This window comes from Rothia sp. 27098_8_29, assembly GCF_041432785.1.
Classification (GTDB): Bacteria; Actinomycetota; Actinomycetes; order Actinomycetales; family Micrococcaceae; genus Rothia; species Rothia mucilaginosa.
Map to the genome: position 1 here is coordinate 611,411 of NZ_JAPWAI010000001.1, position 24,424 is coordinate 635,834.

General features: G+C 61.7%; 14 protein-coding genes and 1 tRNA gene. 9 read left to right on the forward strand and 6 right to left on the reverse strand.

The features are described 5' to 3' along the window. The first annotated feature begins 8 nt into the window (after positions 1 to 8). Entirely contained in the window at positions 9 to 698 is a 690-nt protein-coding gene (rnc, locus tag O3649_RS02455) for a ribonuclease III (protein ID WP_070690551.1), read from the forward strand. A gap of 75 nt (positions 699 to 773) precedes the next feature. Continuing rightward, a complete protein-coding gene (gene mutM / locus O3649_RS02460) occupies positions 774 to 1,847 on the forward strand; it encodes a bifunctional DNA-formamidopyrimidine glycosylase/DNA-(apurinic or apyrimidinic site) lyase (protein ID WP_371572599.1) in 1,074 nt (357 codons plus the stop codon). 159 nt (positions 1,848 to 2,006) lie between these two features. On the opposite strand, the gene O3649_RS02465 is transcribed toward mutM, so the two are convergent. Genes O3649_RS02465 through O3649_RS02475 form a run of 3 tightly spaced genes read right to left on the reverse strand, consistent with a single transcriptional unit; the run spans position 2,007 to position 7,424 of the window. Further along, positions 2,007 to 3,263, reverse strand: a complete 1,257-nt coding sequence (locus O3649_RS02465; RefSeq protein WP_371573057.1) for an NAD-dependent epimerase/dehydratase family protein — start codon at positions 3,261 to 3,263, stop codon at positions 2,007 to 2,009. Between the two features lie 33 nt (positions 3,264 to 3,296). Next, a complete protein-coding gene (locus O3649_RS02470) occupies positions 3,297 to 6,317 on the reverse strand; it encodes an alpha/beta fold hydrolase (protein WP_371572601.1) in 3,021 nt (1,006 codons plus the stop codon). A gap of 54 nt (positions 6,318 to 6,371) precedes the next feature. Further along, the gene (locus tag O3649_RS02475) at positions 6,372 to 7,424 is read right to left on the reverse strand and encodes a 3-oxoacyl-ACP synthase III (protein WP_314361381.1); all 1,053 of its coding nucleotides are present in this window, start codon (positions 7,422 to 7,424) and stop codon (positions 6,372 to 6,374) included. A gap of 347 nt (positions 7,425 to 7,771) precedes the next feature. Here O3649_RS02475 and O3649_RS02480 point away from each other — a divergent pair, with 347 nt between their 5' ends. The 6 genes from O3649_RS02480 to adhP all read left to right on the forward strand — a co-directional run bounded on the left by O3649_RS02480 (position 7,772) and on the right by adhP (position 17,736). After that, positions 7,772 to 11,086, forward strand: coding sequence for a chromosome segregation SMC family protein (locus O3649_RS02480; RefSeq protein WP_371573060.1), 3,315 nt, complete (start codon positions 7,772 to 7,774; stop codon positions 11,084 to 11,086). A 269-nt stretch (positions 11,087 to 11,355) separates the two neighbouring features. Then, positions 11,356 to 12,690, forward strand: a complete 1,335-nt coding sequence (gene trpB, locus O3649_RS02485; RefSeq protein ID WP_314364257.1) for a tryptophan synthase subunit beta — start codon at positions 11,356 to 11,358, stop codon at positions 12,688 to 12,690. Further along, entirely contained in the window at positions 12,690 to 13,544 is an 855-nt protein-coding gene (trpA, locus tag O3649_RS02490) for a tryptophan synthase subunit alpha (protein ID WP_049327777.1), read from the forward strand. Before trpB ends, trpA begins: the two co-directional genes overlap by 1 nt. Continuing rightward, the gene (gene lgt / locus O3649_RS02495) at positions 13,544 to 14,560 is read left to right on the forward strand and encodes a prolipoprotein diacylglyceryl transferase (RefSeq protein ID WP_371572605.1); all 1,017 of its coding nucleotides are present in this window, start codon (positions 13,544 to 13,546) and stop codon (positions 14,558 to 14,560) included. Before trpA ends, lgt begins: the two co-directional genes overlap by 1 nt. 323 nt (positions 14,561 to 14,883) lie before the next feature. Further along, a complete protein-coding gene (locus O3649_RS02500; RefSeq protein ID WP_371572608.1) occupies positions 14,884 to 16,266 on the forward strand; it encodes a phosphoenolpyruvate synthase in 1,383 nt (460 codons plus the stop codon). 429 nt (positions 16,267 to 16,695) lie between these two features. After that, positions 16,696 to 17,736, forward strand: coding sequence for an alcohol dehydrogenase AdhP (adhP, locus tag O3649_RS02505; protein WP_371572609.1), 1,041 nt, complete (start codon positions 16,696 to 16,698; stop codon positions 17,734 to 17,736). 934 nt (positions 17,737 to 18,670) lie between these two features. On the opposite strand, the gene O3649_RS02510 is transcribed toward adhP, so the two are convergent. After that, positions 18,671 to 20,617, reverse strand: coding sequence for a GH25 family lysozyme (locus O3649_RS02510; RefSeq protein WP_371572611.1), 1,947 nt, complete (start codon positions 20,615 to 20,617; stop codon positions 18,671 to 18,673). A gap of 736 nt (positions 20,618 to 21,353) precedes the next feature. Beyond that, positions 21,354 to 21,926: a flavodoxin domain-containing protein gene (locus tag O3649_RS02515; RefSeq protein ID WP_005508118.1), complete on the reverse strand. Its 573-nt coding sequence runs from the start codon at positions 21,924 to 21,926 to the stop codon at positions 21,354 to 21,356. Positions 21,927 to 22,449: 523 nt separating this feature from the next. Here O3649_RS02515 and pyk point away from each other — a divergent pair. Then, positions 22,450 to 23,913: a pyruvate kinase gene (gene pyk, locus O3649_RS02520; RefSeq protein WP_005508119.1), complete on the forward strand. Its 1,464-nt coding sequence runs from the start codon at positions 22,450 to 22,452 to the stop codon at positions 23,911 to 23,913. A 224-nt stretch (positions 23,914 to 24,137) separates the two neighbouring features. On the opposite strand, the gene O3649_RS02525 is transcribed toward pyk, so the two are convergent. After that, positions 24,138 to 24,220: transfer RNA gene (locus tag O3649_RS02525), tRNA-Leu, on the reverse strand. Positions 24,221 to 24,424 lie beyond the last annotated feature (204 nt).

A 24,424-nucleotide genomic window follows, 5' to 3' on the forward strand; every position in this document is an offset into this window, starting at 1 on the left:
GAATCCTTATGACTGAATTTCCTAGTGTTGATACTAGGGAGTTGCGTAAACGTCTCGGAGTCGATATCGACGCCGAGACGTTTTTGCTATCCCTAACCCACCGCTCCTACGCCTTCGAGAATCCCGGAGTGGAGCATAATGAGCGCCTGGAGTTCCTGGGCGATTCGGTGCTTTCCCTGGCGATCGCTGAAGAAGTGTACCGACGCTACCCTGACCTGCCCGAGGGTGAGCTCGTGAAGCTGCACCACGTGGTGGTGTCGACTGTGGCGTTGGCGAAGGTGGCACGCGACCTGGATCTGGGTAGGTACATCCTGCTCGGTAAGGGCGAGATTCACACCGGCGGCGCCGATAAGGACTCGATCCTTGCCGACACCATGGAAGCGATTTTTGGCCTGACCTACCTGGAGTGCGGTCGCGAGGCGGCTCGTGACCTGGTGCTGCGCCTGATTGCGCCGCTGCTCGACGACGAGAAGGTCCTGAACTCTGGACGCGACTGGAAAACCGAGCTGCTGAACCTCGCCACCGCCCGCGGCTGGGGAGACGTGCGCTACGAGGTCACCGGCGAGGGCCCCGACCACGCGCGCGTGTACACTGCGGTCGCTATTGTGGCGAACCAGCAGGCCGGTACCGGTGTGGGTCCGAGCAAGAAGGAGGCGGAGCGCCTTGCCGCTGAGCAGGCGTACCGCATCCTGGTTTAGGCTCAATCAAGCATCCTGCAGGTCTGTTAGCTCTGCGGGCTCTTGATTCTGCAGCCCCGCTGATTGGAGGGAACCATGCCCGAACTGCCCGAGGTGGAAACCGTTCGCGCAGGTCTAGCTGACCATTCGTTGGGTCGGCCCGTGCGGGCGGTGCGCGTGGTCGATGCCCGTTCGCTACGCAGGCACCTGCCCGGTCCCGCCCACTTTGAGGCGGCACTCACCGGCAGGGCGCTGCGCGGTGCATACCGCCGCGGCAAGTACCTGTGGCTGACCCTGAGCGAGTCGGATGGCACGCTTGCCGACGAGGCGCTCGTGGTGCATCTGGGTATGAGCGGTCAGCTGCTCGTGCGCGATGAGCCGGGCGGCGATTCGGGTAATGATTCGGAGGCTCGCGAGGCCTTTGATGAGCAGCCGCGGCACCTGCGCGTGGCGCTCGAGCTAGGACCGGCGGAAGCCACCGGCGGTGCGATGAGCACCAACCGGGCAAGTACCGACCGGACAAGCGCCGGGCAGCGGTTGCTCTTCGTGGACCAGCGCATCTTCGGCGGCATGTTCCTCAGCCCGCTGGTACCGGACGTACCCGCAGCGGTTGCAACGAATAAAGCAGCACCGGGTGAAGCAGCACCGGGTGAAGTACCGGAGCGTTTTCTGGTATCTGAGCGTTTTCTAGTGCCGGAAGCGGTCAAGCACATTGCCCGCGACCCGCTGGACGAATTCTTCGACCCCGCGGCGGTGCGCCGCAAGTTCCTGCGCACCTCCAGCGGCATTAAGAAGGTGCTGCTGGACCAATCGGTGATCTCCGGCGTGGGCAATATCTACGCCGACGAGGCGCTGTGGCGTGCGCGGCTACACTACGCGAAGCCCGCACGTACCCTCAGCGCCGCGCAAACCCGCGAACTGCTGGAGGCGGTCACCCAGGTACTGCGCGAGTCCCTGGCGGCGGGCGGCACAAGCTTCGATGCCCTGTACGTGAACGTGCTGGGGGAGTCTGGCTATTTTGAGCGCTCGCTGAACGCCTACGGTCGTGCCGGGGAACCCTGCCACCGTTGCGCGGAGGTGGGCCGCACCTCCCTGATCGTGCGCGAGCCGTTCCAGAACCGCTCATCCTACCGTTGCCCGCACTGCCAGCGGGCGCCGCGCTCTCGCTAGGTAAAAGCGCGGGCTAGGTAAAAGCTCCATAAAGCATCACGCTAGATAGACGCTCCGGCGCAAAAATGACGGCGTAGCTACGTTCCTCCATACGGGGGATGTAGCTACGCCGTCATTCATTTAAAGCTGGGTTAGGAAAGCCCACTCGAAAAGAAGCACTTAGCGCTTGTACCTGTCCCCGTAGAACAAACCCAGACGCTCGTATCCTTCCTCAATCGACACGGCGGGCTCCCACTGCAGAAGCTCACGGGTGCGGCGCTGATCAAACCAGTGCGCGGTCGACAGTTGCTCGGCGAGGAACTCCGTCATCGGCGGCTCATCACCGGCAGTCACGTTCTTTGGCAGACGCTCCCAGACGCGCTCAATGACCTTACCCGCCAGAGCCGCAACCTTCGCCGGAACCGAGAAACGCGGGGCGGGAACGCCCACCGCCTCACAGAAACCACCCAGTAGTTCAGCGATAGTGCGCGGCTGACCGTTCGTCACCACCAGCGCCCGGCCCGCAAAAGCGTCGAGGCGCTGATAGCCGCGTACCACGGCATCCGCGGCGTTATCAATGTAGAGCGTGTCAATCAGGCCCGTACCGCCAGAGAGCAGAGGCAGACGGCCCGCGGCGGAACGCTCCAGAATACGCTCGACCAGCTGGGTGTCGCCCGGACCCCACATCAGGTGCGGGCGCAACGCACCTACGCGCAAAACCCCGCCACCGGGCAGAGCAGTGCCGTTCGCCTCCAGGGCAAGAAGCTCAGCGGCAGCCTTCGAACGCGCATAGTTACCGCGCGCATGCTCCGGGGACGCCACGCCGGCACCGTCACCCACAATCGCCGCGCCGGCATGAGCTACCGACGGCGAGGAAATGTACAGGAACGAACCCACCGAATGGTTCAATGCCGCCTGCAGCAGGGTGCGGGTGCCCTCAATGTTGATGCGCTCATAGTCAGCCCACTCGCCGCTAACCGAAACCTTCGCCGCAGCATGCACCACGCCGTTCACGCCGGTCATCGCCAGATCCACAGCCTGCGCGTTCGTAATATCGCCGCGCACCTGCTCAAAACGGGGGCGAATCGAATCGGGCAGAAGCGCCGCAATACCCGAATCACCACGCTGAAAAACGCGCACATCATAACCGGCACGCAACAACGCCAGCACACTCTCACGACCCAGCAGACCGCTCGCACCGGTAAAGAGGATGCGCTCGCCAATACGCGGCGCGAAATCGGGCTCCTCAACCGGGCGCAGCGAACGCGGGGCGGGGTCGGTGTAGCGTGCCGCCAAAGGCTGCGCAGGCTTGCGGAACCGCGCCGTCGGGGAGGTCACCGCATGCGCAGTCGACAGGCGGTGCCCAGACGGGCGGGACCCAGACAAGCGGGGTGCGGGCTCGTAGGAAGAGGACTCACGCGAAGAATGAGGGGACATCATACTCCTTAGACTTAGGGATCCGGCAGGTGCTTACGCCCCCGCAAGGACCTTCGACGCCCACTCACCCAGGGCGGGGCGGTCAATCTTCGAATTATGGCGAATATCGGTCGGATGCTCATGCACCACCAGCACCGCGGCAAGCTCCACGCCGGTATCCTCGGCAACCTTCTGACGCACCAGCTGCGACAGCTCGAAGGGCGCCACACCCTCCGCAATGGGGAAGCGGCGAGCGCCGGGTACGCGATCGAGCAGGGCACGCTTGAGGCCCGATGCTGACTGGCGCGCCTCCAAAGCGGCAGTATTTGCGGACGCCTCAATGACCAGCACCGGGGCGGCGGTACCTGCAGGACCCACCGCGACCAGGGCGGCGCGGCGCACCTCCGGCAGCGACTCGGCGGACTGCTCGGCGGCCACCGGGGTCAGCACACCCTGCGAAGTCAGCAGCACGTGCGCGAGGCGGCCCTCAACCCACAGGCGACCCGAAGCATCCAGATGACCGACGTCACCGGTATGATGCCAACCCGGAGTGCTAATGGACTGCTCCTCAGTCACCCACAAGGTGTCGTAGCGGTCCTTCACATGCGGCGCCGATACCAGAATCTCACCGGTCACACCCGGCTCATGGGTCAGCTCATCCGCGACCGAACCGTCCTGCAGCAGCGGCGCAATAGCCACCGCCGCACCGTACACCGCGAAACCAACGCACACGCCGTCACGGGCGAACGGGTCAAGCACCTCACCGGCAGCATTCGGGGTGCCCTCAGCAATTGCCTGGCGAATCATCTCGAAAGACACATCGGTCACCGGCAGACCCTCGGTCATGCCGTACGGGGTATGCAGGGAGGCGTTCGGCACCAGGGCGGAGAGCGCCTCCAGCAGCGGCACGGGAATCGGCGCGCCAGCACTCAGCACAGTCTGAACCTTGGCCAACGCCGTACGCTGCTCAGCGTTCAGCTCATCGGCGGTTGCCACCACATTTACTAGGGCGGCGGGGGATGCAAACACGACCGACGCATCAATAGCCGCCGCAGCCGAGGCAAGGGCAGAAGCCGTCAGGGTCTTCGGGCGGGTCACATCCATCGTCGGGGTCACGCTGGTAGCACCCAGCGCCGGACCCAACAGCGCAAACGGCGCAAAGCCAGCCACCAGGCCGCTACCGGGCGCAAAACCGTACGTATTCGCAATAGCGTCGCGCATACCCGCCAGCTGACGCTGCGTGTACACCACACCCTTAGCCGGGCCGGTCGAACCGGAAGTGTACAGCACCGCCGCATCAGCATCCGGCACGGGGGAGGGGAACTCCACCACGGCCGGGGTGGGCACCGGCGCACCCGGAGTACCGTCAGCGGCGGGCGCGGTAAACACCGAACCGGCAACACCCAACAGCTTCTCCTGCACCGAACCCAGCGGCTCCACAGAAATACGCACACCCGGCCACAGCAGGGTACGGGCGGCACTGAGCGCGGCGGGAATACCCACCAGGAAGCTCGGGTTAGCGCCCTTCAACGCGCGAGTCAGACCCGGAATACCCAGACCGGTATCAGCCACCACAATGACAGCGCCCAGCTTCATGCAGGCGTAAATCAGGGTGGTCAGGCGGGCACCCGGAGGCACCATCAGGTTCACACGGTCGCCCGGACGCACACCCAGGGCGTGCAGGCGGGTCGCGGCGGCGTTGACCTGCTGGTTCAGCTCAGCCCAGGTCAGGGTCATACTCACGGTGGTGCCGTCACCCTTGGGGTCCATATCCACCACGGCGGTGGAGGTATCATTGGCGCGTTCGGTGAGGGCAGCGAGCATGGGGCGGAACGCCGCGGGAACAGCGCCCCCAGTCGTAATACCCTCAGCACCCTCAGCGGCAGTGCCCTCGCCGGCAGTAAGACCGTGGCGGCGCGCGCGGGCGGCACGATGCTCCGCCTCAACGTTGTGCGGGGGCACCAGAGCGCCATCCTCCCTTGTGCCGAAAGTCTGCGCAAGCCACGAAATCATGGGGGAGGCAATGTCGTAATCCTCAATGACCAGGTGCGAGGCTTTCTCGTAGCGGTGCACCTTCGCCTGCGGCATGCGCTCCATCAGGTCGAACAGGTAGCGGCGCTGGAACACCGGGTCCTTCGTGCCCCACTGGAAGAACGCGGGCACGTCCAGGTCACGGATCTGCTCGGCAATACGCTGCATCGGCGTATAGGAAGGAATATCGGTGCCGGTCGGAATATCGCCCACAAAATTACGCACACCCTCACGCCACGCCGAATGAGCGTACGGCGCACGGTACGTACGGTAAATCGCCTCGTTCAGTGGGCTCGGGTACAGGCGCTTAGGCTGCTGACCCACCGGCTGCGGCAGGGCGCCATCAAGCGCCCCGGCACCGGCAGAACCCGGCGCGGGCAGGCGGCCCTCATTCTGAGCCAAACCCAAGGTCACATCAATAAACGCGGTCGAATCGTGAGTACCCCACTCGTGCACACCCAACGCCAGGCGCAGGGCGGCAGGGATATTCTCAATGCCGTCATGGTAGACCGCGGTGTTCGTCAGCATCACGCCCGAAAGAATCTCACGATGCTCCAACGCCCAACCAAAGGACACCAGCCCACCCCAGTCATGGGCGAGGGTCACGACCGGCTTATCGGTCTCATCCAGACCGAGTGCCTTCGTGAAATCACCCAGGTCAGCGATACGGTCGGTCAGGGAGCGGCGCTCACCCTCCAAATCCAGGTGGGTGCGCTCCGAATAACCCATATCAATCTGATCAACCGCAACCACACGCCACGGGGCGCGCTCATTCACACCCGCATCCAGCACGGTACGCCACAGGTACGACCAGGTCGGGTTGCCGTGCACGCACAGAATCGTGCCAATCGGCTCCAAACCCTGCTCGACCAGCACCGGAAGGTTATCCAGGTAGTGCCAGCGGCGCGCGCCAGCCTGCTGCGCCCGCTGCTCAATGGGGGCGGAGGTGGGCACCTCCAGAAGGTGGGAGTAGCGCGGGTTCACGCCCGCCCATTCCTCCGGGTTATACGGGGGCTGAGTCTTAGGGAAGTTCAAATGGCGCATGCTGGGAATCCTTCCGGATCGAATCGGTGAATGTCTACCGCAAAAGCTAACGGGTTACCACTGAATTTCAAGCAGGGCAGTGTTCAGGCCAGAACCCACACCCATGCACAGAATACGGTCGCCCTCCGTGTAGGTCGGCGCGCATTCGGCGAGAGTCATCGGCAGAGCCGCCGCAGCCACATTGCCCCACTTCGGGAAAGTCATGGGGATGCGCTCACGCTTAATACCGACCGCCTCAATAATGGCGTTCGTGTGGGCGTTCGAAATCTGGTGGGTCACGTAGGAGGTCATATCGTTCCACTCCCAGCCGTCCTGATGCGCCTGCTCCCACGCCTGCGCCACCAGCTCCAGGCCGTGCTTGAGCAGGCCCTCGGCGTCAGTGTTCATGCCCTGATCCGCCTCGCCACCGATGCACAGGTTACGGTGCTCAGTACCCGCGCGGGATACCGAACCGACGATGCGGTGACCCTCCGGGTGGCGGTCAGCGCGACCAATCACAGCCGCCGCCGCACCCGAACCGAGGGTCAGGGTCGCGAACTGAGCCAGCACATCCTCGCGGGTCGAATCGGGGTTGTTCAGGATGCGCACCGCGGTACGGTGCCACGGGGAGGGGTCCTCGCCAGCGACAATCAGGGCGTAGTCGATAGCACCCGCATCAATCATGGTGGAGGCGACAGTCATCGCGTTCACAAAGCCCAGGCAGGCATTCGTAATATCGAAGTTCAGGGCGTGACGCGGCAACTCCAGGCGGTCGTGCACACCCACCGAAACGGCGGGCTCAAAGTTATCGCGAGTCACCGAAGCGTTAATCAGCAGTCCAATCTCGGAACGGTCAATACCCGCCTGTTCGATAGCCTTCTCGGCTGCGGCAACCACGCCATCCTCGAAGGTCTGGCCCTCAGCCCAGCCGCGGCGAGTGCTAATACCGGCTAGACGCTCCAGCAGGCCCTTCGGCATGCGCAGACGCTTATAGGTTTGGGCCAGCTGCTCATCGAAGTAGTCGCTCGTGACGACCTCCGGAGGCAGCTCGTGGGTAATGGACAGCAGAGCTGCGTTAGCGTGGCGAATGTCAGAGTTCGTGCCGACCTTATCGGCGGGTGCATTCATCAATGGTGTGGCCCTTGAAAATAGAAGTCAGTGGGATACATAGAAAAACGCGGGGATGCGAACAGCGGCCCCGCAGAATTCGTGATGCTCATTCCAATCTACCGCACCGACCGGGCGAACCCGTATCCGTAGACCCAATATGAACGCGCCCGTTCACCCCGCGCGTAAGATGATGCATAATGAGGAACTTTGAACCCCCTTCACCCCGTGCACGTTCACGCCGCCCGCCCGCCGCACCGCGTACACTAGAGGGATGCCGCCACGCACCACAAAACGTGCCCGGCACACACCACAAAACGTGCCCGGCACACACCAGTTCTTCTGCAGAAAGGCCCCTTGTGCACCTGATGTCGCTGACCCTGCGCGGGTTCAAGTCTTTCGCCTCCGCAACCACTTTTGAGTTCACCCCCGGCATTAACGCGGTGGTTGGACCCAACGGCTCCGGCAAGTCCAATGTGCTGGATGCGCTCGCCTGGGTTATGGGTGAGCAGGGCGCTAAGAGCCTGCGCGGCGGCAGCATGAAGGACGTTATTTTTGCGGGCTCCGGCGAGGCTGGTTCGGGTGACGGCGCCCAGCGTGCGCCCCTGGGCCGCGCCAAAGTCACCCTGACTTTCGATAATTCTGACGGCACCCTCAGCATTCCCGCTGATCGGGTGCAGATTTCGCGCACCATGTTCCGCTCCGGCGGCAGCGAGTACGAGATTAACGGCTCCCCGGCGCGCCTTGCCGACATTCAGGACTTGCTCTCGGAGGCGGGTCTGGGTCAGCAGATGCACGTGCTCGTCGGCCAGGGTCAGCTGGATGCGGTCCTGCATGCCACCGCGCAGCAGCGCCGCGACATGATTGAGCAGGCGGCGGGCGTGGTCAAGTACCGCCGCCGCCAGGAGAAGACCAGCCGCAAGTTGGAGTCTGTGGCATCGAACGTTACCCGCCTGAGTGACCTGGTTGCCGAGCTGGATTCGCAGCTGCAGCCGCTGAGCGAGCAGGCGGAATCCGCCGCGACTGCACGCCAGCTGCAGGCGCGCATCCGCCAGCTGGAGGCGGTGCTTTTGGCTCGTCAGCTGGGTGTTCTGCAGGCTGAGCAGGCGCAGGCTCTCGCCTCCGAAGCGGAGGGTACCCGCCGCGCCGAAACCCTGAAAGAACAGCTGGAGGCGGCACGTGCCGCATCCGCGAAGCATCAGCAGGAGCAGAACCGCCTGAACGCCGAGGTCACCGCCTGCCAGAAGGCCGTGTCGACTCTGCGCGAGTCCGCCGCGCGCGTGCGCACCGTGCAGTCCATTGCCGCCGAGCGCGTGCGCACCTACCGTGTGGAGCTGACCGAGGCGACCGCCGCCGCCCGCGCCGGATACGAACGCGCCCTGGAACTGCTGGAGGAACGCCGGGAAGAGGCAGAGCGCGCGGTGGAAAGCTACGCCAGCTTTGAGGAACGCTACAATGCGGCGCTGAAGAACGTTGAGAAGGCGGCATCCGAGGTTGCGCAGACTGAGCGCGCCTCGGGTGAGGCGGCGCAGTCTCGTGCCCGCTCGCAGGCCCGGCTGGATGCCGCCCGCGCCGCTGCGGTGGAGGCGACCCGCGCCTACGCGGCGGCGGCTGAGCGTGCCGCAACCCTGCGTGAGGCGCTGAGCCAGAGCCTGGGCGAAGCACCTGCCGAACTGGACGCTGAATCTGCTGAGGCGGTGTTCGACCCCGAGACCGGCGAGCTCATGGATCCTTCGAGCGAGGGCGTGAGCCTGCTGCGCGTGCTGGATGCCGTGCAGATTGACCCCGAGTATGCGCGCGCGGCTTCTGCGGCGCTGACCTCGCTGGCGACCGCAGCGTTGAGCGTGCCGGTTGAGGGCGCCGAGGTGTCGCAGCTGCGCGGTGATAAGGGGGACGAAAGCAGCGAATCTGCCGCGAAGGAACTTTCAACAGAACTGCCTGAAACCACCCTGCCCGAACCGTGCGCCGCTGAGCTGCGCGAGCTGGGTATCCGCCCCGCAACCGAGATGATTGAGCCGCTCAGCGAGGATGCCGCCGCGCTCGCCGGCATCGACGAGCACGCCCTGGCGCGCGTCACCGCGGCGCTGGGTGAGCGCCTGGCGGGTGTGCTGTTCGCGCCGGATGCCGCCTCCGCAGAGCACGCCCTGCAGCTGCTCGCAGAGAATACCCTCGCAGGTCAGCGCACTATCTGGCGTATTTTTGACCCCGCAGGCACCGAGCACACCCGCTACAGCCTGCTCTACCCGGCTGAAGGCGCCAGCCCCCTGGAACTCGCCGCCTCATACCGCGCCGCCTCCCAGGTCGTGACCCGCACCCGCGCCGAACTAGATGAAGCCGAACAGGCCGTTCAGCAGGCTCAGACCGCGGCAGAAGCGGCGGTCGAAGCAGAACGTGAGGCAGCTAAGGCGGCGGGCGTGGCGAGCGCCGAGCACGCCCGCGCCCGTGCCCAGGCGGAGTCCCTGGAAGCCTCCGCGCAGAACATTCAGAATGAGCGCGCCCGCCTGAACGAGCGCCTCACCGCCGCGGAGGAGTCCGTAGCCGAAGCGCGCACCGCCTACGAGTCGGCGCGCACCCGCGAGGATTCCTACCTGGCGGGCACGGGGGAGCAGGCTCCCGCGGCGACCATCGAGCGCCGCGCCCAGCGTCTGGGCGAGGTGCTTGCCGAGCAGGTGAGCGAGGGTGAGCAGCAGCTGCACGAACTGAGCACCGCCCTGAAGAACGCCCAGGAAGGCCTGACCAGCACGAACGATGAGGTACAGGATTTGCAGGCGGCGCACGCGGCGGCACTGACCCTGCTGGCGCGCACCCAGACGGAGGCGGCGCGCGTGCAGGAGCGTGTGCAGGCGCTGGCTGAGCGTGCCCGCCTGGTGACGGGTTTGACCCTGGAGCAGCTGGAGGAGGAGTACTCCGAGCAGCTGCCGGTTGATGTGCCCGCAGGGGAGGCTTCCGAAAACGCCGCTTCCGAAAATACTGCTACCGAAAATACTGCTACCGAAACGGCATCCGAGACTACCGAAGCCTCCACCGAGAGCGTGCGCGCTCGCCTCAAGGCAACCCGCGCCGAACTGGAGGCGCTGGGCGCCATTAACCCGCTGGCACTGGAGGAGTACGAGGCGCTATCTGAACGCCACGCCTACCTGAACCAGCAGATTGAGGATTTGAAGGCGACCCGCCGCGACCTGAACACGGTCATGGATGAGGTCAGTAGTCACATTGCGGAGGTTTTCACCGCCGCGATGGATGACATTAACACCCACTACCGCCGCATCTTTGAAACCCTGTTCCCGGGAGGCGAGGGCCACCTGGAGCTGGACGACCCGTCCGATCCGCTGAATTCGGGTGTGGAGATTCACGCGCGCCCGGCGGGTAAGAAGGTTAAGCGCCTGTCGCTGCTGTCTGGCGGTGAGCGTTCGCTCGCTTCGCTGGCGCTGTTGATTGCGATTTATATGTCTCGCCCGTCGCCGTTCTACGCCCTCGATGAGGTTGAGGCGGCGCTGGATGACCGCAACCTCTCGCGCCTGCTGCAGGTGATTGGTGAGTTGGGGGAGCGTTCGCAGCTGATTGTGGTGACGCATCAGAAGCGCACGATGCAGATTGCGGAGACCCTGTACGGGGTGTCGATGCGCGGTGGCGTGTCGACGGTGCTTTCTCAGCAGATGGAGGAGCTGCGCGAGCTGCTGTAGCTCGCCGCACCTTCCCAACGTTTATACCTTCCCATGCGAGCCGCCCATACCCGCGGGCACACCCACCCCGGCGAACGTCACATGTCCTAGGAATGGTCATGTGCACTCCGGGGTACAGGTCACCGCCTGCACCCGGGTACTATAGGGGGATATGTGCGAACACCGCCCACCTATTCGCGGTTGGCGTGGTGTTTCGCTGTGATCAGGCCTGATGCCCCGCCCTACCCGCGGTGCGCATCCGGCGGCAACCATCCAGGGAAGGAATAGTGATGAGCGAGAACCTGGCAGATGCTTTCCTCAACGGCGAGTCGTTGAAGAATGCCCCCGGCCCCTATTTTGGTGAGTACGGCGGGCGGTGGATGCCCGAGTCGCTGATTGCCGCCATGGATGAGCTGGAGGCAACCTTTAACGAGGCGAAGAACGACCCCGAGTTCATTGCCGAGTTCCAGCGTCTTTCTGCTGAGTATTCGAACCGTCCGTCGCTGCTGACTGAGGTTCCGAAGTTCTCTGAGCATGCTGGTGCGCGTGTGTTCCTCAAGCGTGAGGACCTGAACCACACGGGTAGCCACAAGATTAATAACGTGATTGGTCAGGCTCTGCTGGCTAAGCGTATGGGTAAGACCCGTCTGATTGCTGAGACCGGTGCGGGTCAGCACGGTGTTGCGACTGCGACCGCGGCTGCGCTCTTCGGCATGGAGTGCGTGGTCTACATGGGCGAGGAAGACACTGAGCGTCAGTCGCTGAACGTGGCTCGTATGCAGCTGCTGGGCGCGAAGGTGATTGCGGTTCAGAACGGTTCCCGCACCCTCAAGGACGCCATTAATGAGGCGCTGCGCGACTGGGTTGCGAACGTTGAGAACACCCACTACCTGCTGGGTACCGCTGCGGGTGCGCACCCGTTCCCGGCGATGGTGCGTTTCTTCCACGACGCTATCGGTGAGGAGGCGCGCGAGCAGATTCTGGCTGAGACCGGCCGCCTGCCCGATGGTATTGCTGCCTGCGTGGGTGGCGGTTCGAACGCGATTGGTCTGTTCCACGCGTTCTTGGACGATTCGTCGGTTGAGATTTACGGTTTTGAGGCTGGCGGCGACGGCGTGGAGACCGGCCGTCACGCGGCGACCATTACTCTGGGCCGCCCGGGCATGCTGCACGGCGCGATGACCTACCTGATGCAGGATGAGGACGGTCAGACCATTGAATCCCATTCGATTTCTGCTGGTCTGGATTACCCGGGCGTGGGTCCGGAGCACTCCTACCTGTCCGATATTGGTCGCGTGACCTACGAGCCGGTCACCGATACTGAGGCGATGGATGCGCTGAGCCTGCTCTGCCGCACCGAGGGTATTATCCCGGCGATTGAGTCCTCGCACGCTCTGGCGGGCGCGTTGCGCGTGTGCCAGCGTTGGGCTGCTGAGGATCCGGAGGCGGCACGCGAGAAGACGATGATTGTCTGCCTGTCCGGTCGTGGCGATAAGGACATGGAGACCGCGCTGAAGTGGTTCGGTCTGGGTAAGGCGATTCCGTCCTCGACCCTGATGACCGGTAATAAGGAAGCTGCCGCATCCGCTGCACAGAACGCACAGGCTGAAAGTGAGGCTAAGTAATGAGCTACCAGGACGCTATTTCTCAGTCGGCACCTTTTACGGTGCTGGATGGTTCTTTCCCCGCTCCGAATGCGCAGTCGCCTCTGGCGGCTCGTTTGGCTGAATGCGAGAAGCAGGGCCGTGCGGCGCTGATCGGCTACCTGCCGGTGGGCTTCCCGACCCTGGACGAGTCGATTGACGCGGCGATTGCTCTGGGTAATAACGGCGCGGACATTATCGAGCTGGGCGTGCCTTATTCTGATCCGGTCATGGATGGTCCGGTGATTCAGAAGGCTACCGGCGTGGCGCTGGAGAACGGTTTCAAGCTTCCTCAGCTGTTTGAGGCGGTCCGCCGCATTACCGAGGCGACCGACGCGGTGGTTGTCGTGATGACCTACTGGAACCCGGTTCTGGCGTACGGTGTGAAGAACTTTGCGCGTGATTTGGCGGCTGCCGGTGGCGCGGGCATGATTACCCCGGACCTGGTGCCTGATGAGGCGTCGTCGTGGTTTGAGGCCTCTGACGAGTACGGTCTGGATCGTATTTTCTTGGCTGCTCTGTCTTCTTCGCCGGAGCGTCTGGCGACTATTGCGAAGGCGTCGAGCGGCTTCGTGTACGCCGTGTCGGTGATGGGCGTGACCGGTGCCCGCACCTCCGTGTCGGAGGCGGCTCGCACCCTGGTTGCGGACATTAAGGCTGCCGGTGCGCCTCGTGCGTGCGTGGGTCTGGGCGTTTCGACTCGTGCCCACGTTGAGGAGATTGGCGAGTATGCGGACGGCGTGATTGTCGGTACTGCGCTGGTGAAGGCTTTGGCTTCTGGCGGTGTTGAGGCGGTGGCTAAGCTGACCCGTGAGCTGGCGGGGCGTGAAGGCTAATGTCTGATGTGCTGTCGCTGGCGAGCGTGCCGGTAGCTAACGTGCTGGCTTCGATTCCCTCTCCGAGCGTTTCGTACCTGCAGTTGGGCCCGTTCCGTGTGCATTTCTATGCCCTGTGTATTCTTGCGGGTATGGCGGTGTGCTTGTGGCTGGGTTCTCGCCGTTGGAAGGCGGCGGGTGGTACCCCTGAGCGCGTTTTTGACGTGGCGATGTGGGCTATTCCGGCGGGTATTATTGGTGCCCGCGCCTACCATGTGCTGATTACTGACCCGGGTAGCTATTTCGGTCCGAATGTTGCTGATCCGTGGGCTTTCCTGAAGATTTGGGAGGGCGGCATCGGCATTATGGGTGCCGTGTCGGTTGGTGCGTTGGGCGCCTGGTATGGTTGCCGCCGCTACGGGATGAATTTCCCGGCTTTTGCGGATGCGGTAGCGCCGGGTATTCTGCTGGCTCAGGCGTTTGGCCGCTGGGGTAACTGGTTCAACCAGGAGCTGTTCGGCAAGCCGACGACTCTGCCGTGGGGCTTGGAGATTAGCGCGTCGAGCGGTAATTTCCCGACCCAGTATCCGGCGGGTACGCTGTTCCATCCGACGTTCCTGTACGAGTCGCTGTGGAACCTGCTGGGTGTGGCACTACTGCTGTGGCTGGGCCGTAAGGGCGTGCTGAAGCTGGGTCAGACCCTGTGGCTGTACGTGTTCTACTACGGTGTGGGTCGCCTCTTCATTGAGATGTTCTTGCGTATTGATACCTCGGAGATGCTCTGGGGCGTTCGTATTCACGTGTGGACTGCTCTGCTGCTGGTTCTGCTGGGTGCTGCTGGTTTTGTGGTGGCTGGTCGTCGTGCTGCGGCGAAGGCTGCTGCGGGTATTGAGCCGGCTCCGGCGGAGTTCGCTCCGAAGCCTGCCGCAGATGAGTCTGTAGAGGGCGCTGAGGAGAAGGCATCCGAGAAGGCATCTGAGAAGGCAGAGCCCGCCGAGGATTCTGACTCTTCTGAGTCTTCGACGAAGGGCTCCTAGCTGACAAAGGGCTCCTAGCTTTCATCTTCTAGCTCCATCTAAATTTCATAGAAAAACCGCCGGATGGGGGAGCGCCCCTGTCCGGCGGTTTTTTGTGCCCGCTATTTGTGCTTGCTGTCTGTTTCTTGCCGCTGGATGTTCTCATGGTGGCATGTGCCGGGACCCTGCGTGGATTTGGGCTGTTGAGAAGGCATAATAGAGGTATTGCGTGTGGCGGGCACCCGCGTAAGGAGTATGAGGCTCCGCGTAAGGGGCATGAGGCTCTTCGAACGCCCGTCGCGTCTGCGTTTAGAAACACCCACTCAACGTACAGGATTTTTATCGTGAGCTCTTCTGCCGGCGATTCTTCGCGCCCCGTTTCTCCTTCTTCTCGCCCGGGTCTGACCCGTCGTCGTCTGGTGGCTGGTGCGGCGTGGGCTGCTCCGGTTGTTGTGGCTTCTTCGGTGATTCCGGCGTATGCGGCTTCTGATGAGGAAGGCGAGTGCACCGGACCTTACGAGGATTCGACGATGGTCACTGCCGGTGATGGCGTGAAGAAGGTTGCCGTGCTGACGGTTCCTGCGGGCGCTAAGCGTATGCGTTTTACCGCTGTGGGCGGTGCTGGCGGCACGAACTACACTGTGGCTGATGCCGGTTCCGGCGCCATGGTGGAGGGTTCTATGGCTGTGCGCGGCGGCCAGACTATTACTCTGACTGCCGGTTCGGGTGGTATCGGTAATGGTGAGCTGAAGCCCGCTGAGGGCGGCGACGGCTACGGCGTGGGCGGCTCCTCGAAGGCTTCTTCGCCGGTTCCCGCGAATGTTGTTTCTGCGATTAATGATTTGACCCGCATTTCTGGCGGTGTGACCGGTCGCGGCGGCATGAGCGCTGTGCTGTATTCGGCGTCCGGCGGTGGTTCGTCCGCTATTGAGGTGGATGGCGTGCCGATGATTGTTGCCGGTGGCGGCGGCGGTGCTGGCGTTCTGGCGTCGTATGCGACGGTTCTGCCGAACCCCGCGAATGCGGGTGCTGTGCGCCCGACCGCGCACTATTCGCTCGATAGCTCCGGTGGCGAGCACCAGTTCAGCACCGGTGGTGGCGCTGGTTCGGGTGACGGCGACGGTTCGCCCGGTTTTGTTGGTTTCACCTCGTACGAGGTGCAGTCTAATCCGATTCTGACGGTGAACCCGGGTTCGGGTGCCGCCGGTGGTGTGGGCGGTGCTGGCGGCGAGAAGCTGAACCCGCCGACTGCTGATGGTCCGGTGATTGGTTTTTCGAGCACCTCCACCCAGAAGCTGGTGAGCACTGCGACTGCCGGTGCAGCGGGTGCGAGCGGTTTCCGCGCGAAGGGCGCCGATGGTGTGGCGAGCTATTCGTACCAGTGGGATCAGACTCCGGAGGGTACCGATAACCGCCCGTCGAACGCTGGTGAGCTGTTTAACGGCTACCAGTCAGTGGTTTCTGGAGGCGGTGGCGCCGGTTATGGCGGCGGCGGTTCCGGTGCTGCGTTGAGCGTTTCGGCTCGTGTGGTGTCGCAGAAGTGGAATAATGATGCGGCTCGTGCCCGCTATGCGGTGGGTTCGGTGCAGCTGGCTGGCGGTGGCGCTGGCGGCGGTACGTTCATGGATTCTACGGTGCGCATCATGGATCTGGGTTGGGCGTTGAATGCTCCGAATGGTCCGGGTGAGCGCGGCGCTGGCTATATTGAGGTTGCTTTCTGCTTCTAGGCAGCTAAGTCTCATCGGCTAAGAGTTCCTATGCGCCTGTAGGAATCGTATAGGTGTAGAATGAACCCTTTCTTTAGGGTGGTATGCGCCTCAAACTTAATATTTAAATTTTTTCTGAGTGCCTCCCAAACCGCTTGTTTGGGAGGCATTCTCATCTTCTGTGTTGTTTCGTCATAGCGTCATATCAACCTTTGGCGGTTTAGCGCATTGGTCGGAATAGACCTTATCGAAAGATCATCCTCGCTCGTGAGAAGGCCTCTATCTAACCCCTCTGTCATATTCGGGGAAGGTCCTTTAGATTGGCGGCTCATCATTTTACGGTGGAAATGTAAAGAATACGCACGCTCACCCCGCTAGGTTGCACAGCGCAGATTGCAGATTGCAGATTGCGGCTTGAGCGTGACCACCGATGACTAAGGAGTTTAGGTCATGTGCAAGGAAACCATGAAGGCTGTTGTTGTCCCTGAGAAGGTTGACGGTTCGGTTGTTGTCCGTGAGGTTCCCGTTCCGGCTGTCGGTCACGGCCAGGCGCTCGTGAAGATTGAGTACTCGGGCGTGTGCCACACTGACCTGCACGTGGCTTCCGGTGACTTCGGTGAGGTTCCGGGTCGTATTCTGGGTCACGAGGGCATCGGCCGTGTCGTCAAGGTCGGCGAGGGTGTTGAGTCCCTGAAGGAAGGCGACCGCGTGTCGGTGGCTTGGTTCTTCGAGGGCTGCGGCCACTGTGAGTACTGCACCTCGGGCCGTGAGACCCTGTGCCGTTCGGTGAAGAACGCAGGCTACTCGGTTGATGGCGGCATGAGCGAGTACACCCTGGTGACCGCTGATTACGCTGTGAAGGTTCCCGAGGGCCTTGACCCGGCACAGGCAAGCTCCATTACCTGCGCTGGTGTGACCACCTACAAGGCAATTAAAGAGTCGCTGGTTCGCCCCGGTGAGTGGCTGGTTGCTTACGGTGCGGGCGGTCTGGGCAACCTGGCTGTTCAGTACGCTAAGAAGGTTTTCGGCGCCAAGGTTATCGCTGTTGATATCAACGACGACAAGCTGGCTCTGGCTCGTGAGACCGGCGCTGATTACGTCATCAACGGTCGTGAGGTTGAGGACGTTCCGGCTCGTATTCGCGAGCTGACCGGCGGTGGCGCTCACGCTGCTGTGGTGACCGCGGTGTCGAAGGTTGCATTCAACCAGGCTGTTGAGTCGGTTCGTGCGGGCGGTTCCGTGGTGGCTGTTGGTCTGCCTTCGGAGATGATGGAGTTGTCCATTGTGAAGATTATTCTGGACGGTATCCGCGTGGTGGGTTCCCTGGTGGGTACCCGTCAGGATCTGGCGGAGGCATTCCAGTTCGGTGCTGACGGCATCGTGGTTCCGGTGGTTCAGTTGCGTGAGGTTGACGATGCACCGGCTGTCTTCGAGGAAATGGCGGCGGGTAAGATTACCGGCCGTATGGTTCTGGACTTCGCTAGCCTCTAAGCTAGCGGATGGGTCGAGGCGCCCGGTAAGGCCTCAAGATCTCACTCGGCTGGGGTCTTGCCGGTAGTTTCGATGGTTATAGCGCCTAGGGCGCATCCCGTGTGGCGGGGGAGTAGGGGTACTCTTTCTGCTGTGCATACGACGCGGGGTGCGCCTTAGTGTTTTTAACGCGGCGTTTTAGGGTTCCGGATTGTTGAGAGCCGTTATCGTGAGGAGCCGAATTCCTCTGTGAGTACTAGGCACCTAAACGTAATATACGCAGGAATTTATTTTGAAATATTCGGGGAATATCTCAAAATTCTCACAAAATTAGTTCAATATAGCATTTTGTTTGACATCTATAGGCCTCAAAATGCATACTTGTATTGTAAACATTCAACCAATGGTTGAAGCGTAATATTTGCCGAAGAGATAGGTTTCGCACGTCGCTACACCTACCCTAGATGTAACGGGATATGACGCGTGAAGGTTTCGGCCCTCCTAGATATCGATTCCTTCTTACGGAACGCCATACCCGGGTGAATTTCAGCATCTTCGTACCGTGCCGTTATTCACCGTTGAGTCCTTACTTCCGGTCAGGCGCCCCTCTAGACACCTTCGGGGTGAGGTCTCACCAACGATTAGTGTGGGCCCCACGGACATAGTCAATGGGGATTATGTCCGCCACACTAATCCGGGGCTTTTAGGACATTGCATGACTTCGTGGTGGTTCGCCCGCCACGCTATAAATTTACCTGCCGGCACGGGTAACATAGCCGGGTTCTCTACTCACTCGGTAACCCACCCGCTGCAGAACGCATCTTGATTTTTGTGTTGTTCAGAAGATGCGCCCTGTAGCAAAAGAACGAGGGGCACCTCTGCCAGGTGCCCCTCGTTTTTATATGCGCGTTGTAGCGTTTATTAGCTGCCGCGCCGTTGAGTAAATGCCACGCTCTTAGTAGATACCACGCTGCGCGGTCCAGCGGATCGTGCCACGCTCAAAGTCCATGTAGTACACGCCGTTCGCGTAGGACTCGTCGCCGCGTGCCGCACCGTAGCGAGCGGTATTCTTCTCCCAGTGCTTGAAGATTGCGCCGTTACCGTTGGTCTCGTACGCACCGTACGCATCCGACCAGAGCAGTACCTTGCCGGAGGCGAATCGCACCTGAGCACCCGTGGAGGTGGCGGTTTCGTCGGTCACCGGTGCACCCCAGGTGCCGCGGTGCTGCAGGAAACGGTGGTAGAACGCGCCGCCGGTGTGCAGGCGGTGGGTGCCGGTCTGTGCGGACCACACGTAGGTGGTGCTGCCGGTGAATTCCTGCTTGATGATGCCGTTGCCCAGATTCTGCTCGTCAGTGGTGGGCGCGCCCTTCATGCCTGCCTTGCGCCAGGTTGCATAGATGGCGCCGCGCTCGTTGAGGATGTGGGTTCCGTATGCGTTGGACCAGTAGCCACCCTCACCGTTGGCGAAGGAGACCGCGATGGTGTCGGAGCGGGTTTCCTCGTTGGTGGTCAGGCCGCGGAATCGTGCCACGTCCGAGCGGAACTTATAATCCAGGCCGCCGTTGGTGACCAGCCAGTGCGAACCGTGAGAGTTCGTCCAGTAGATGGTCTTGCCGTTGGTGAACTTCTGCGCATACACGCCGTGACCCAGAGAGTACTCGGTGCCAATCGGGTTGCCGTAGAAGGAGCGATTCTTATTCCAGTAGCTGCCGATGCCGGTGCGAATATCAATCGAGCCGGTCGCGGTGGTCACCACGTTCGAATCCTGTACCGCGCGGTCTTCTGCCGAACGGTCTTCCGCTGCGCGATCCTGGCCGTTCGACCAGTTGCGGTGCACCGCGTTGGGGTTCTTTGCCAGAACCTTCAGATCGTTCACGGTGCCGGGGAAGAAGTTCGAGTCACCCACGAACGGGCCCGAGTCAGTGAACTGCCAAATGTCGTAGCCGCTCCAACCCGCCGGAATCGCACCGACCACGGTGGAGTAGCTTGCCAGGTGCAGCGGCAGAGCGCCGAACTGCGGCGAACCCACGCAGTGCGACCACCAGGAGGTTGCGGTGTACACCATCGGGGCGCGACCGGTCAGTGAACGGTAGGTGTCCACGAAGTCGCGGGTCCAGGCGGTCAGCTGCGCCGGGGTCATGTTGTAGCAGGTGTTGCCGTAGGCGGGGTAGGGGTTGAACTCGATGTCCAGCAGACCGGGCAGGGTCTTGCCGTCGGCAGTCCACGCGCCACCATTCTGCACGAAGTAGCGTGCCTGATCGGCACCCGAGGAGGTGCGGGGGTTTGCGAAGTGGTAGGCGCCGCGCACCATGCCGACCTGTGCCGAACCGTTGTACTGCTGACCGAAGTAGGGGTTGGCGTAGTAGCCGCCCTCGGTTGCCTTCACGTAGGCGAAGCGGGAACCTGCGGCGTAGGCGCTCGCCCAGTCCACGTTCTGCTGGTGCGAAGAGACATCCATGCCGAGGGTGCCGCCGGAGGGGGTCCATGCGGAGCGGCCCTGTGCCAGCGCTTGACCGGGTGCCAGTGCCTGACCGGCTGCCGGAGCTCGACCAGCTCCCAGACCCTGCGCGGAGCTCTGGGTCGCGGAAATACCGCTCAGGGTCGCGGTGGAAGCGGGGGAGGTGGCGCCGGTTCGCGCGTTGGCGGTGCCCAGGCGTTCGCGCTCGCCCGCACCCATGGCGGGGTTGGAGCGTTCGACCAGGGATGCATCCGGGGCGGGGGCGTAGGTGAGCTCCTCGTAGGATGCGTTGGGGTTGACCTCTGTGGCTGCGCTCGCGCTGGGGGCGGCGAAGGCCGCGGGAACGGAGGTGAGGGATGCGGCGACGAGGGAGAGTGCACCTGCGGACGCCATGATGGAGCGGGCTGCCGCGGAGCGTGCGGCAGTCTGGAGTTTCTTCATAGATTTTGCCTGTGTTTGAGAGGTGGATGTGTCGATGTGGCCCTGTGTGGGGGCTTCTGACACGAGTGAATATGTGGGGTAGTTGAAGTGATGTGTGTCGGTTGCCGGGTATGTCATGCGGCTGACACAGCTAACAGCGTACGGTACCTGCACCGATGTGCGCAATGATTTGGGGTGTCATTCTGGCGGCATATCTTTCGCAGAGTGCACAGTAACCTAGAATCTTTGGGGTGCCTGTTTTACTTTGTGGCTTGTTGGTGCATTTATTGGCTCAAGTTTTTGGGACAAAATTTTAGGCACGCGACACGCCGGGGCGTTGCGAATTTCACTCTGTGGACTGCTGTATTGGGGTGTTGCTGCGTCGGTTCGTTGTGCAGGGTGGGCCGCAGCATCTAGAGCTACGTTGCCGGGATGCAGTCGGGTGCTGATGCGCCGGGCGGTGCCTCTTGCGACTTCTGAGTCGGCTTTTGGGCATAAGGAAAGGGGTGGGCCGCACACACAAAGACCCACCCCTCATGTTCCGGGTACTGTATTTGGCGCGGCCTCGCACCGGCACCCGGAGTTTCATGGTCGATGCAGGAGAGATGAAGAGTCATCGACCACGTATATGGTGCCTGTTGGCACGTTTTTCTCGGCTCTTCCCGCCCGCTCTTTCAGGTTCTGATGTCCGGCTGAAAGATCGGGAGGGAAGAGGCGAAAGTTTATTTTTCCTCGAATTTTTTAAAATTTCGAGGGCTTAGAGGAACTTGGCGATGTCCTCGACCAGCGGCTTGAGGGTCTCGCGGTCGATGTACTCAGCCTTGCCGGTCTTGTAGCATTCGAGCATCTGCTTGATGCCCTCGTTGGGGTTCGGGTTGGCCATGAGCCATGCGCGGACCGGGCCTTTCAGCGCGGTCTTGTGAGCCAGTGAAATCTTGTCAAAGTCGATGCCGCCACGCAGGTGGTAGACGGGGCGACCTTCGGTCAGTTCGGGGGTGTAGCTCTTGGCGACGGCCTTGTCCAGCAGCTTCTTCGAGTACTCACCGGTGAAGGAGACGGTGAAGAAGGCGGTGCGGTTCTTCTTGGGCGCAATGATCGGCAGAATCTTCTTGCGAAGTGCCGGTGCGCCGTTGAGGAATCCACCGTAGTCGCTGCCGGCAATGACGAAAGCATCGAATGTCTCTGCCTGCTCGGGGGTGACCTTGGAGGCGGGGACAGTCTCAACTTCGGGAGCCTGCGGGAGTGCACGCAGATCTTCTGCCAGCCAGGTGGCGTACTGTTCGGTGTAGCCGTAGGTGGAGCCGAAGATAATCAGCACGCGAGTAGTCATCTGTGAACCTTCCAGATATATTTCGCATTTCAAATACTAATTATGGGTTCCAATATAGGCTAGGCGCGCGAAAATGTGAAATCGCCCAGCCCTTGGATGCCCTATCTATCTTCTCATAGCCCACTCTGAGTGTCTCTATGTTTTTGAAACACGCCCGAAGGTTCTCGAGTGTGACTAAATATTGCACAGTGCCCATTTTCTATAGGTAAAAAGCACCCTAATTTACTTTCTGGGTGACATGGAGGCGCGGGGACTGTGAGGTGGGTTTGGGTGAGGTGAACAGTAGGTGGGGAAGGGGTGCATAAAATGCGACGTGAAACACAAGTTCTTCGGTGGAAAGAGTTGGGAGAAGCATACCCAAGAGGGCGCAAAACCCCTATAATTGAGAAAGAGTCCCACGCATCCGGCATGTGGTTACTTGTTAGAACACGTGGGAATAATTGGGAATTTGACGTTAGTCTTCCCCGGAAAATCAGTGTGAACCCTCAGAGGTCACACAAAACAACACACAAAGGTTAGGTACATGAGGCGCGCAAAAATCGTTGCAACCATCGGTCCGGCAATCGAGTCCCCCGAGAAGATCTCCGAGGCAATCAAGGCTGGCCTGAACGTCGCCCGTCTGAACATGAGCCACGGTGACCACGCCGAGCACCAGGCACGCTATGACACCATCCGTGAAGAGTCTGCAAAGCTCGGTAAGGACGTTGCTATCCTCGCCGACCTGCAGGGCCCCAAGATTCGCCTCGAGCGTTTCGCAAACGGCAAGGAATACCTTGAGCCCGGCGCAGACTTCACCATCACTTCCGAAGACGTTGAAGGTACCGCAGAAATCTGTGGCACCACCTACAAGGGTCTGCCCGGCGACGTAAAGCTCGGCGACAAGCTCCTGCTCGACGACGGTAAGATCCGCCTCGAAGCTATTGAGGTAACCCCCACCCGCGTTCGCACCCGCGTGGTCGTCGGTGGCCCCATCTCCAACAACAAGGGCATCAACCTGCCCGGCGCAGCAGTCTCCCTGCCCGCGCTGACCGAGAAGGACGCAAACGACCTGCGCTTCGCACTGAAGATGGGTGCAGACATCATTGCACTCTCCTTCGTCCGTACCGGTGCAGACGTTGACCCCGTCCACAAGATCATGGAAGAAGAGGGTATCCGCGTACCCGTTATCGCCAAGATCGAGAAGCCCCAGGCAGTTGAGAACCTGCAGGACATCATCGACAAGTTCGACGGCATCATGGTCGCTCGTGGTGACCTCGGTGTTGAGCTGCCCTTCTCCGAGGTTCCCCTCGTCCAGAAGAAGGCTATCGACATGGCACGCCGCTGGGCAAAGCCCGTCATCGTGGCAACCCAGGTGCTCGAGTCCATGACCGACAACCCCGTCCCCACCCGTGCAGAGGTTTCTGACTGCGCTAACGCAATCCTCGACGGCGCAGACGCAGTGATGCTCTCCGGTGAGACCTCGGTCGGTAAGTACCCGATCCTGACCCTGCAGGCTATGGCTGCAATCGTTCAGGATACCGAAAAGGGCGGCCTGTACCGCGTGCCCGAGCTGGACCGCAAGCCCCGCACCCGCGGTGGCGCAATTACCCGCGCAGCAGTGAACATCGCTGACCAGCTGGATGCAAAGCTCATCGTTACTTTCACCCAGTCCGGTGACTCGGCACGTCGTCTGGCACGTCTGCGTCCCGAGACCCCGATTGTTGCGTTCACCACCAGCTCGAAGGTTCGCTCCTTCCTGTCCATGCTGTGGGGCGTTGACGCTGAGCAGGTTGAGATGATCACCGATCAGGAAGGTCTGTTCCAGTTCGTGGACGAGTACCTGCTGAAGAACGGTCTGGCAGAAGCTGGCGACCTGGTCGTCGTTGCTGCCGGTGCTCCCGCAGGCCGCGCAGGTACCACCAACATGGTTCAGGTACACCGCGTCCACGGTGCTGAGGGCGAGCGCGAGGCTCTGCGTCCTTACGAGGAGGACGAGGTCAAGCGCTAAACCGCTCACCAATCTTTTTCGATGCGTAGCTGAGGGTAATCCTCAGCCTGCACGCTAGGTATATAGAACCGCCTCCCGGTCGTGAACTCTCACGGCCGGGCGGCGGTTTCTTGTGCCTTTATTGTTGCCGCATCCGATGCGCGGGTGGGCCGGGTGGGCGTAAAAGTAGAAGTAGATACGCAAAAGCGGCGGGAAAGCTTCAAGCTTTCCCGCCGCTTTTGCGTTGGTGCCCGAGGTGGGACTCGAACCCACACTCCGAAGAACCTGATTTTGAGTCAGGCGCGTCTGCCAATTCCGCCACTCGGGCGTATCACGCATTTGTGCGTAACACCTTTAGAATTCTAACCCAGGCTGTCTAGAAAATCTAATCTATCTGACGTGTTGAGCAGGCTGAGGCGGGGTGCGGAACATCTGCTGAGGGTTTCTGTTGCGCCTCTACACGGGGGTGTCTGGTACCTGCCGCGCATTTGCCGAGGGATGTAGGAAGGGTGCGGGAGGGGACGTTGAGTGT

Excerpts from the sequence above, each read along its gene's own strand:
- rnc (WP_070690551.1), top strand. The coding sequence starts at position 9 with ATGACTGAATTTCCTAGTGTTGATACTAGGGAGTTGCGTAAACGTCTC.
- mutM (WP_371572599.1), top strand. The coding sequence starts at position 774 with ATGCCCGAACTGCCCGAGGTGGAAACCGTTCGCGCAGGTCTAGCTGAC.
- O3649_RS02465 (WP_371573057.1), bottom strand. The coding sequence starts at position 3,263 with ATGTCCCCTCATTCTTCGCGTGAGTCCTCTTCCTACGAGCCCGCACCC.
- O3649_RS02470 (WP_371572601.1), bottom strand. The coding sequence starts at position 6,317 with ATGCGCCATTTGAACTTCCCTAAGACTCAGCCCCCGTATAACCCGGAG.
- O3649_RS02475 (WP_314361381.1), bottom strand. The coding sequence starts at position 7,424 with ATGAATGCACCCGCCGATAAGGTCGGCACGAACTCTGACATTCGCCAC.
- O3649_RS02480 (WP_371573060.1), top strand. The coding sequence starts at position 7,772 with ATGTCGCTGACCCTGCGCGGGTTCAAGTCTTTCGCCTCCGCAACCACT.
- trpB (WP_314364257.1), top strand. The coding sequence starts at position 11,356 with ATGAGCGAGAACCTGGCAGATGCTTTCCTCAACGGCGAGTCGTTGAAG.
- trpA (WP_049327777.1), top strand. The coding sequence starts at position 12,690 with ATGAGCTACCAGGACGCTATTTCTCAGTCGGCACCTTTTACGGTGCTG.
- lgt (WP_371572605.1), top strand. The coding sequence starts at position 13,544 with ATGTCTGATGTGCTGTCGCTGGCGAGCGTGCCGGTAGCTAACGTGCTG.
- adhP (WP_371572609.1), top strand. The coding sequence starts at position 16,696 with ATGTGCAAGGAAACCATGAAGGCTGTTGTTGTCCCTGAGAAGGTTGAC.
- O3649_RS02510 (WP_371572611.1), bottom strand. The coding sequence starts at position 20,617 with ATGAAGAAACTCCAGACTGCCGCACGCTCCGCGGCAGCCCGCTCCATC.
- O3649_RS02515 (WP_005508118.1), bottom strand. The coding sequence starts at position 21,926 with ATGACTACTCGCGTGCTGATTATCTTCGGCTCCACCTACGGCTACACC.
- pyk (WP_005508119.1), top strand. The coding sequence starts at position 22,450 with ATGAGGCGCGCAAAAATCGTTGCAACCATCGGTCCGGCAATCGAGTCC.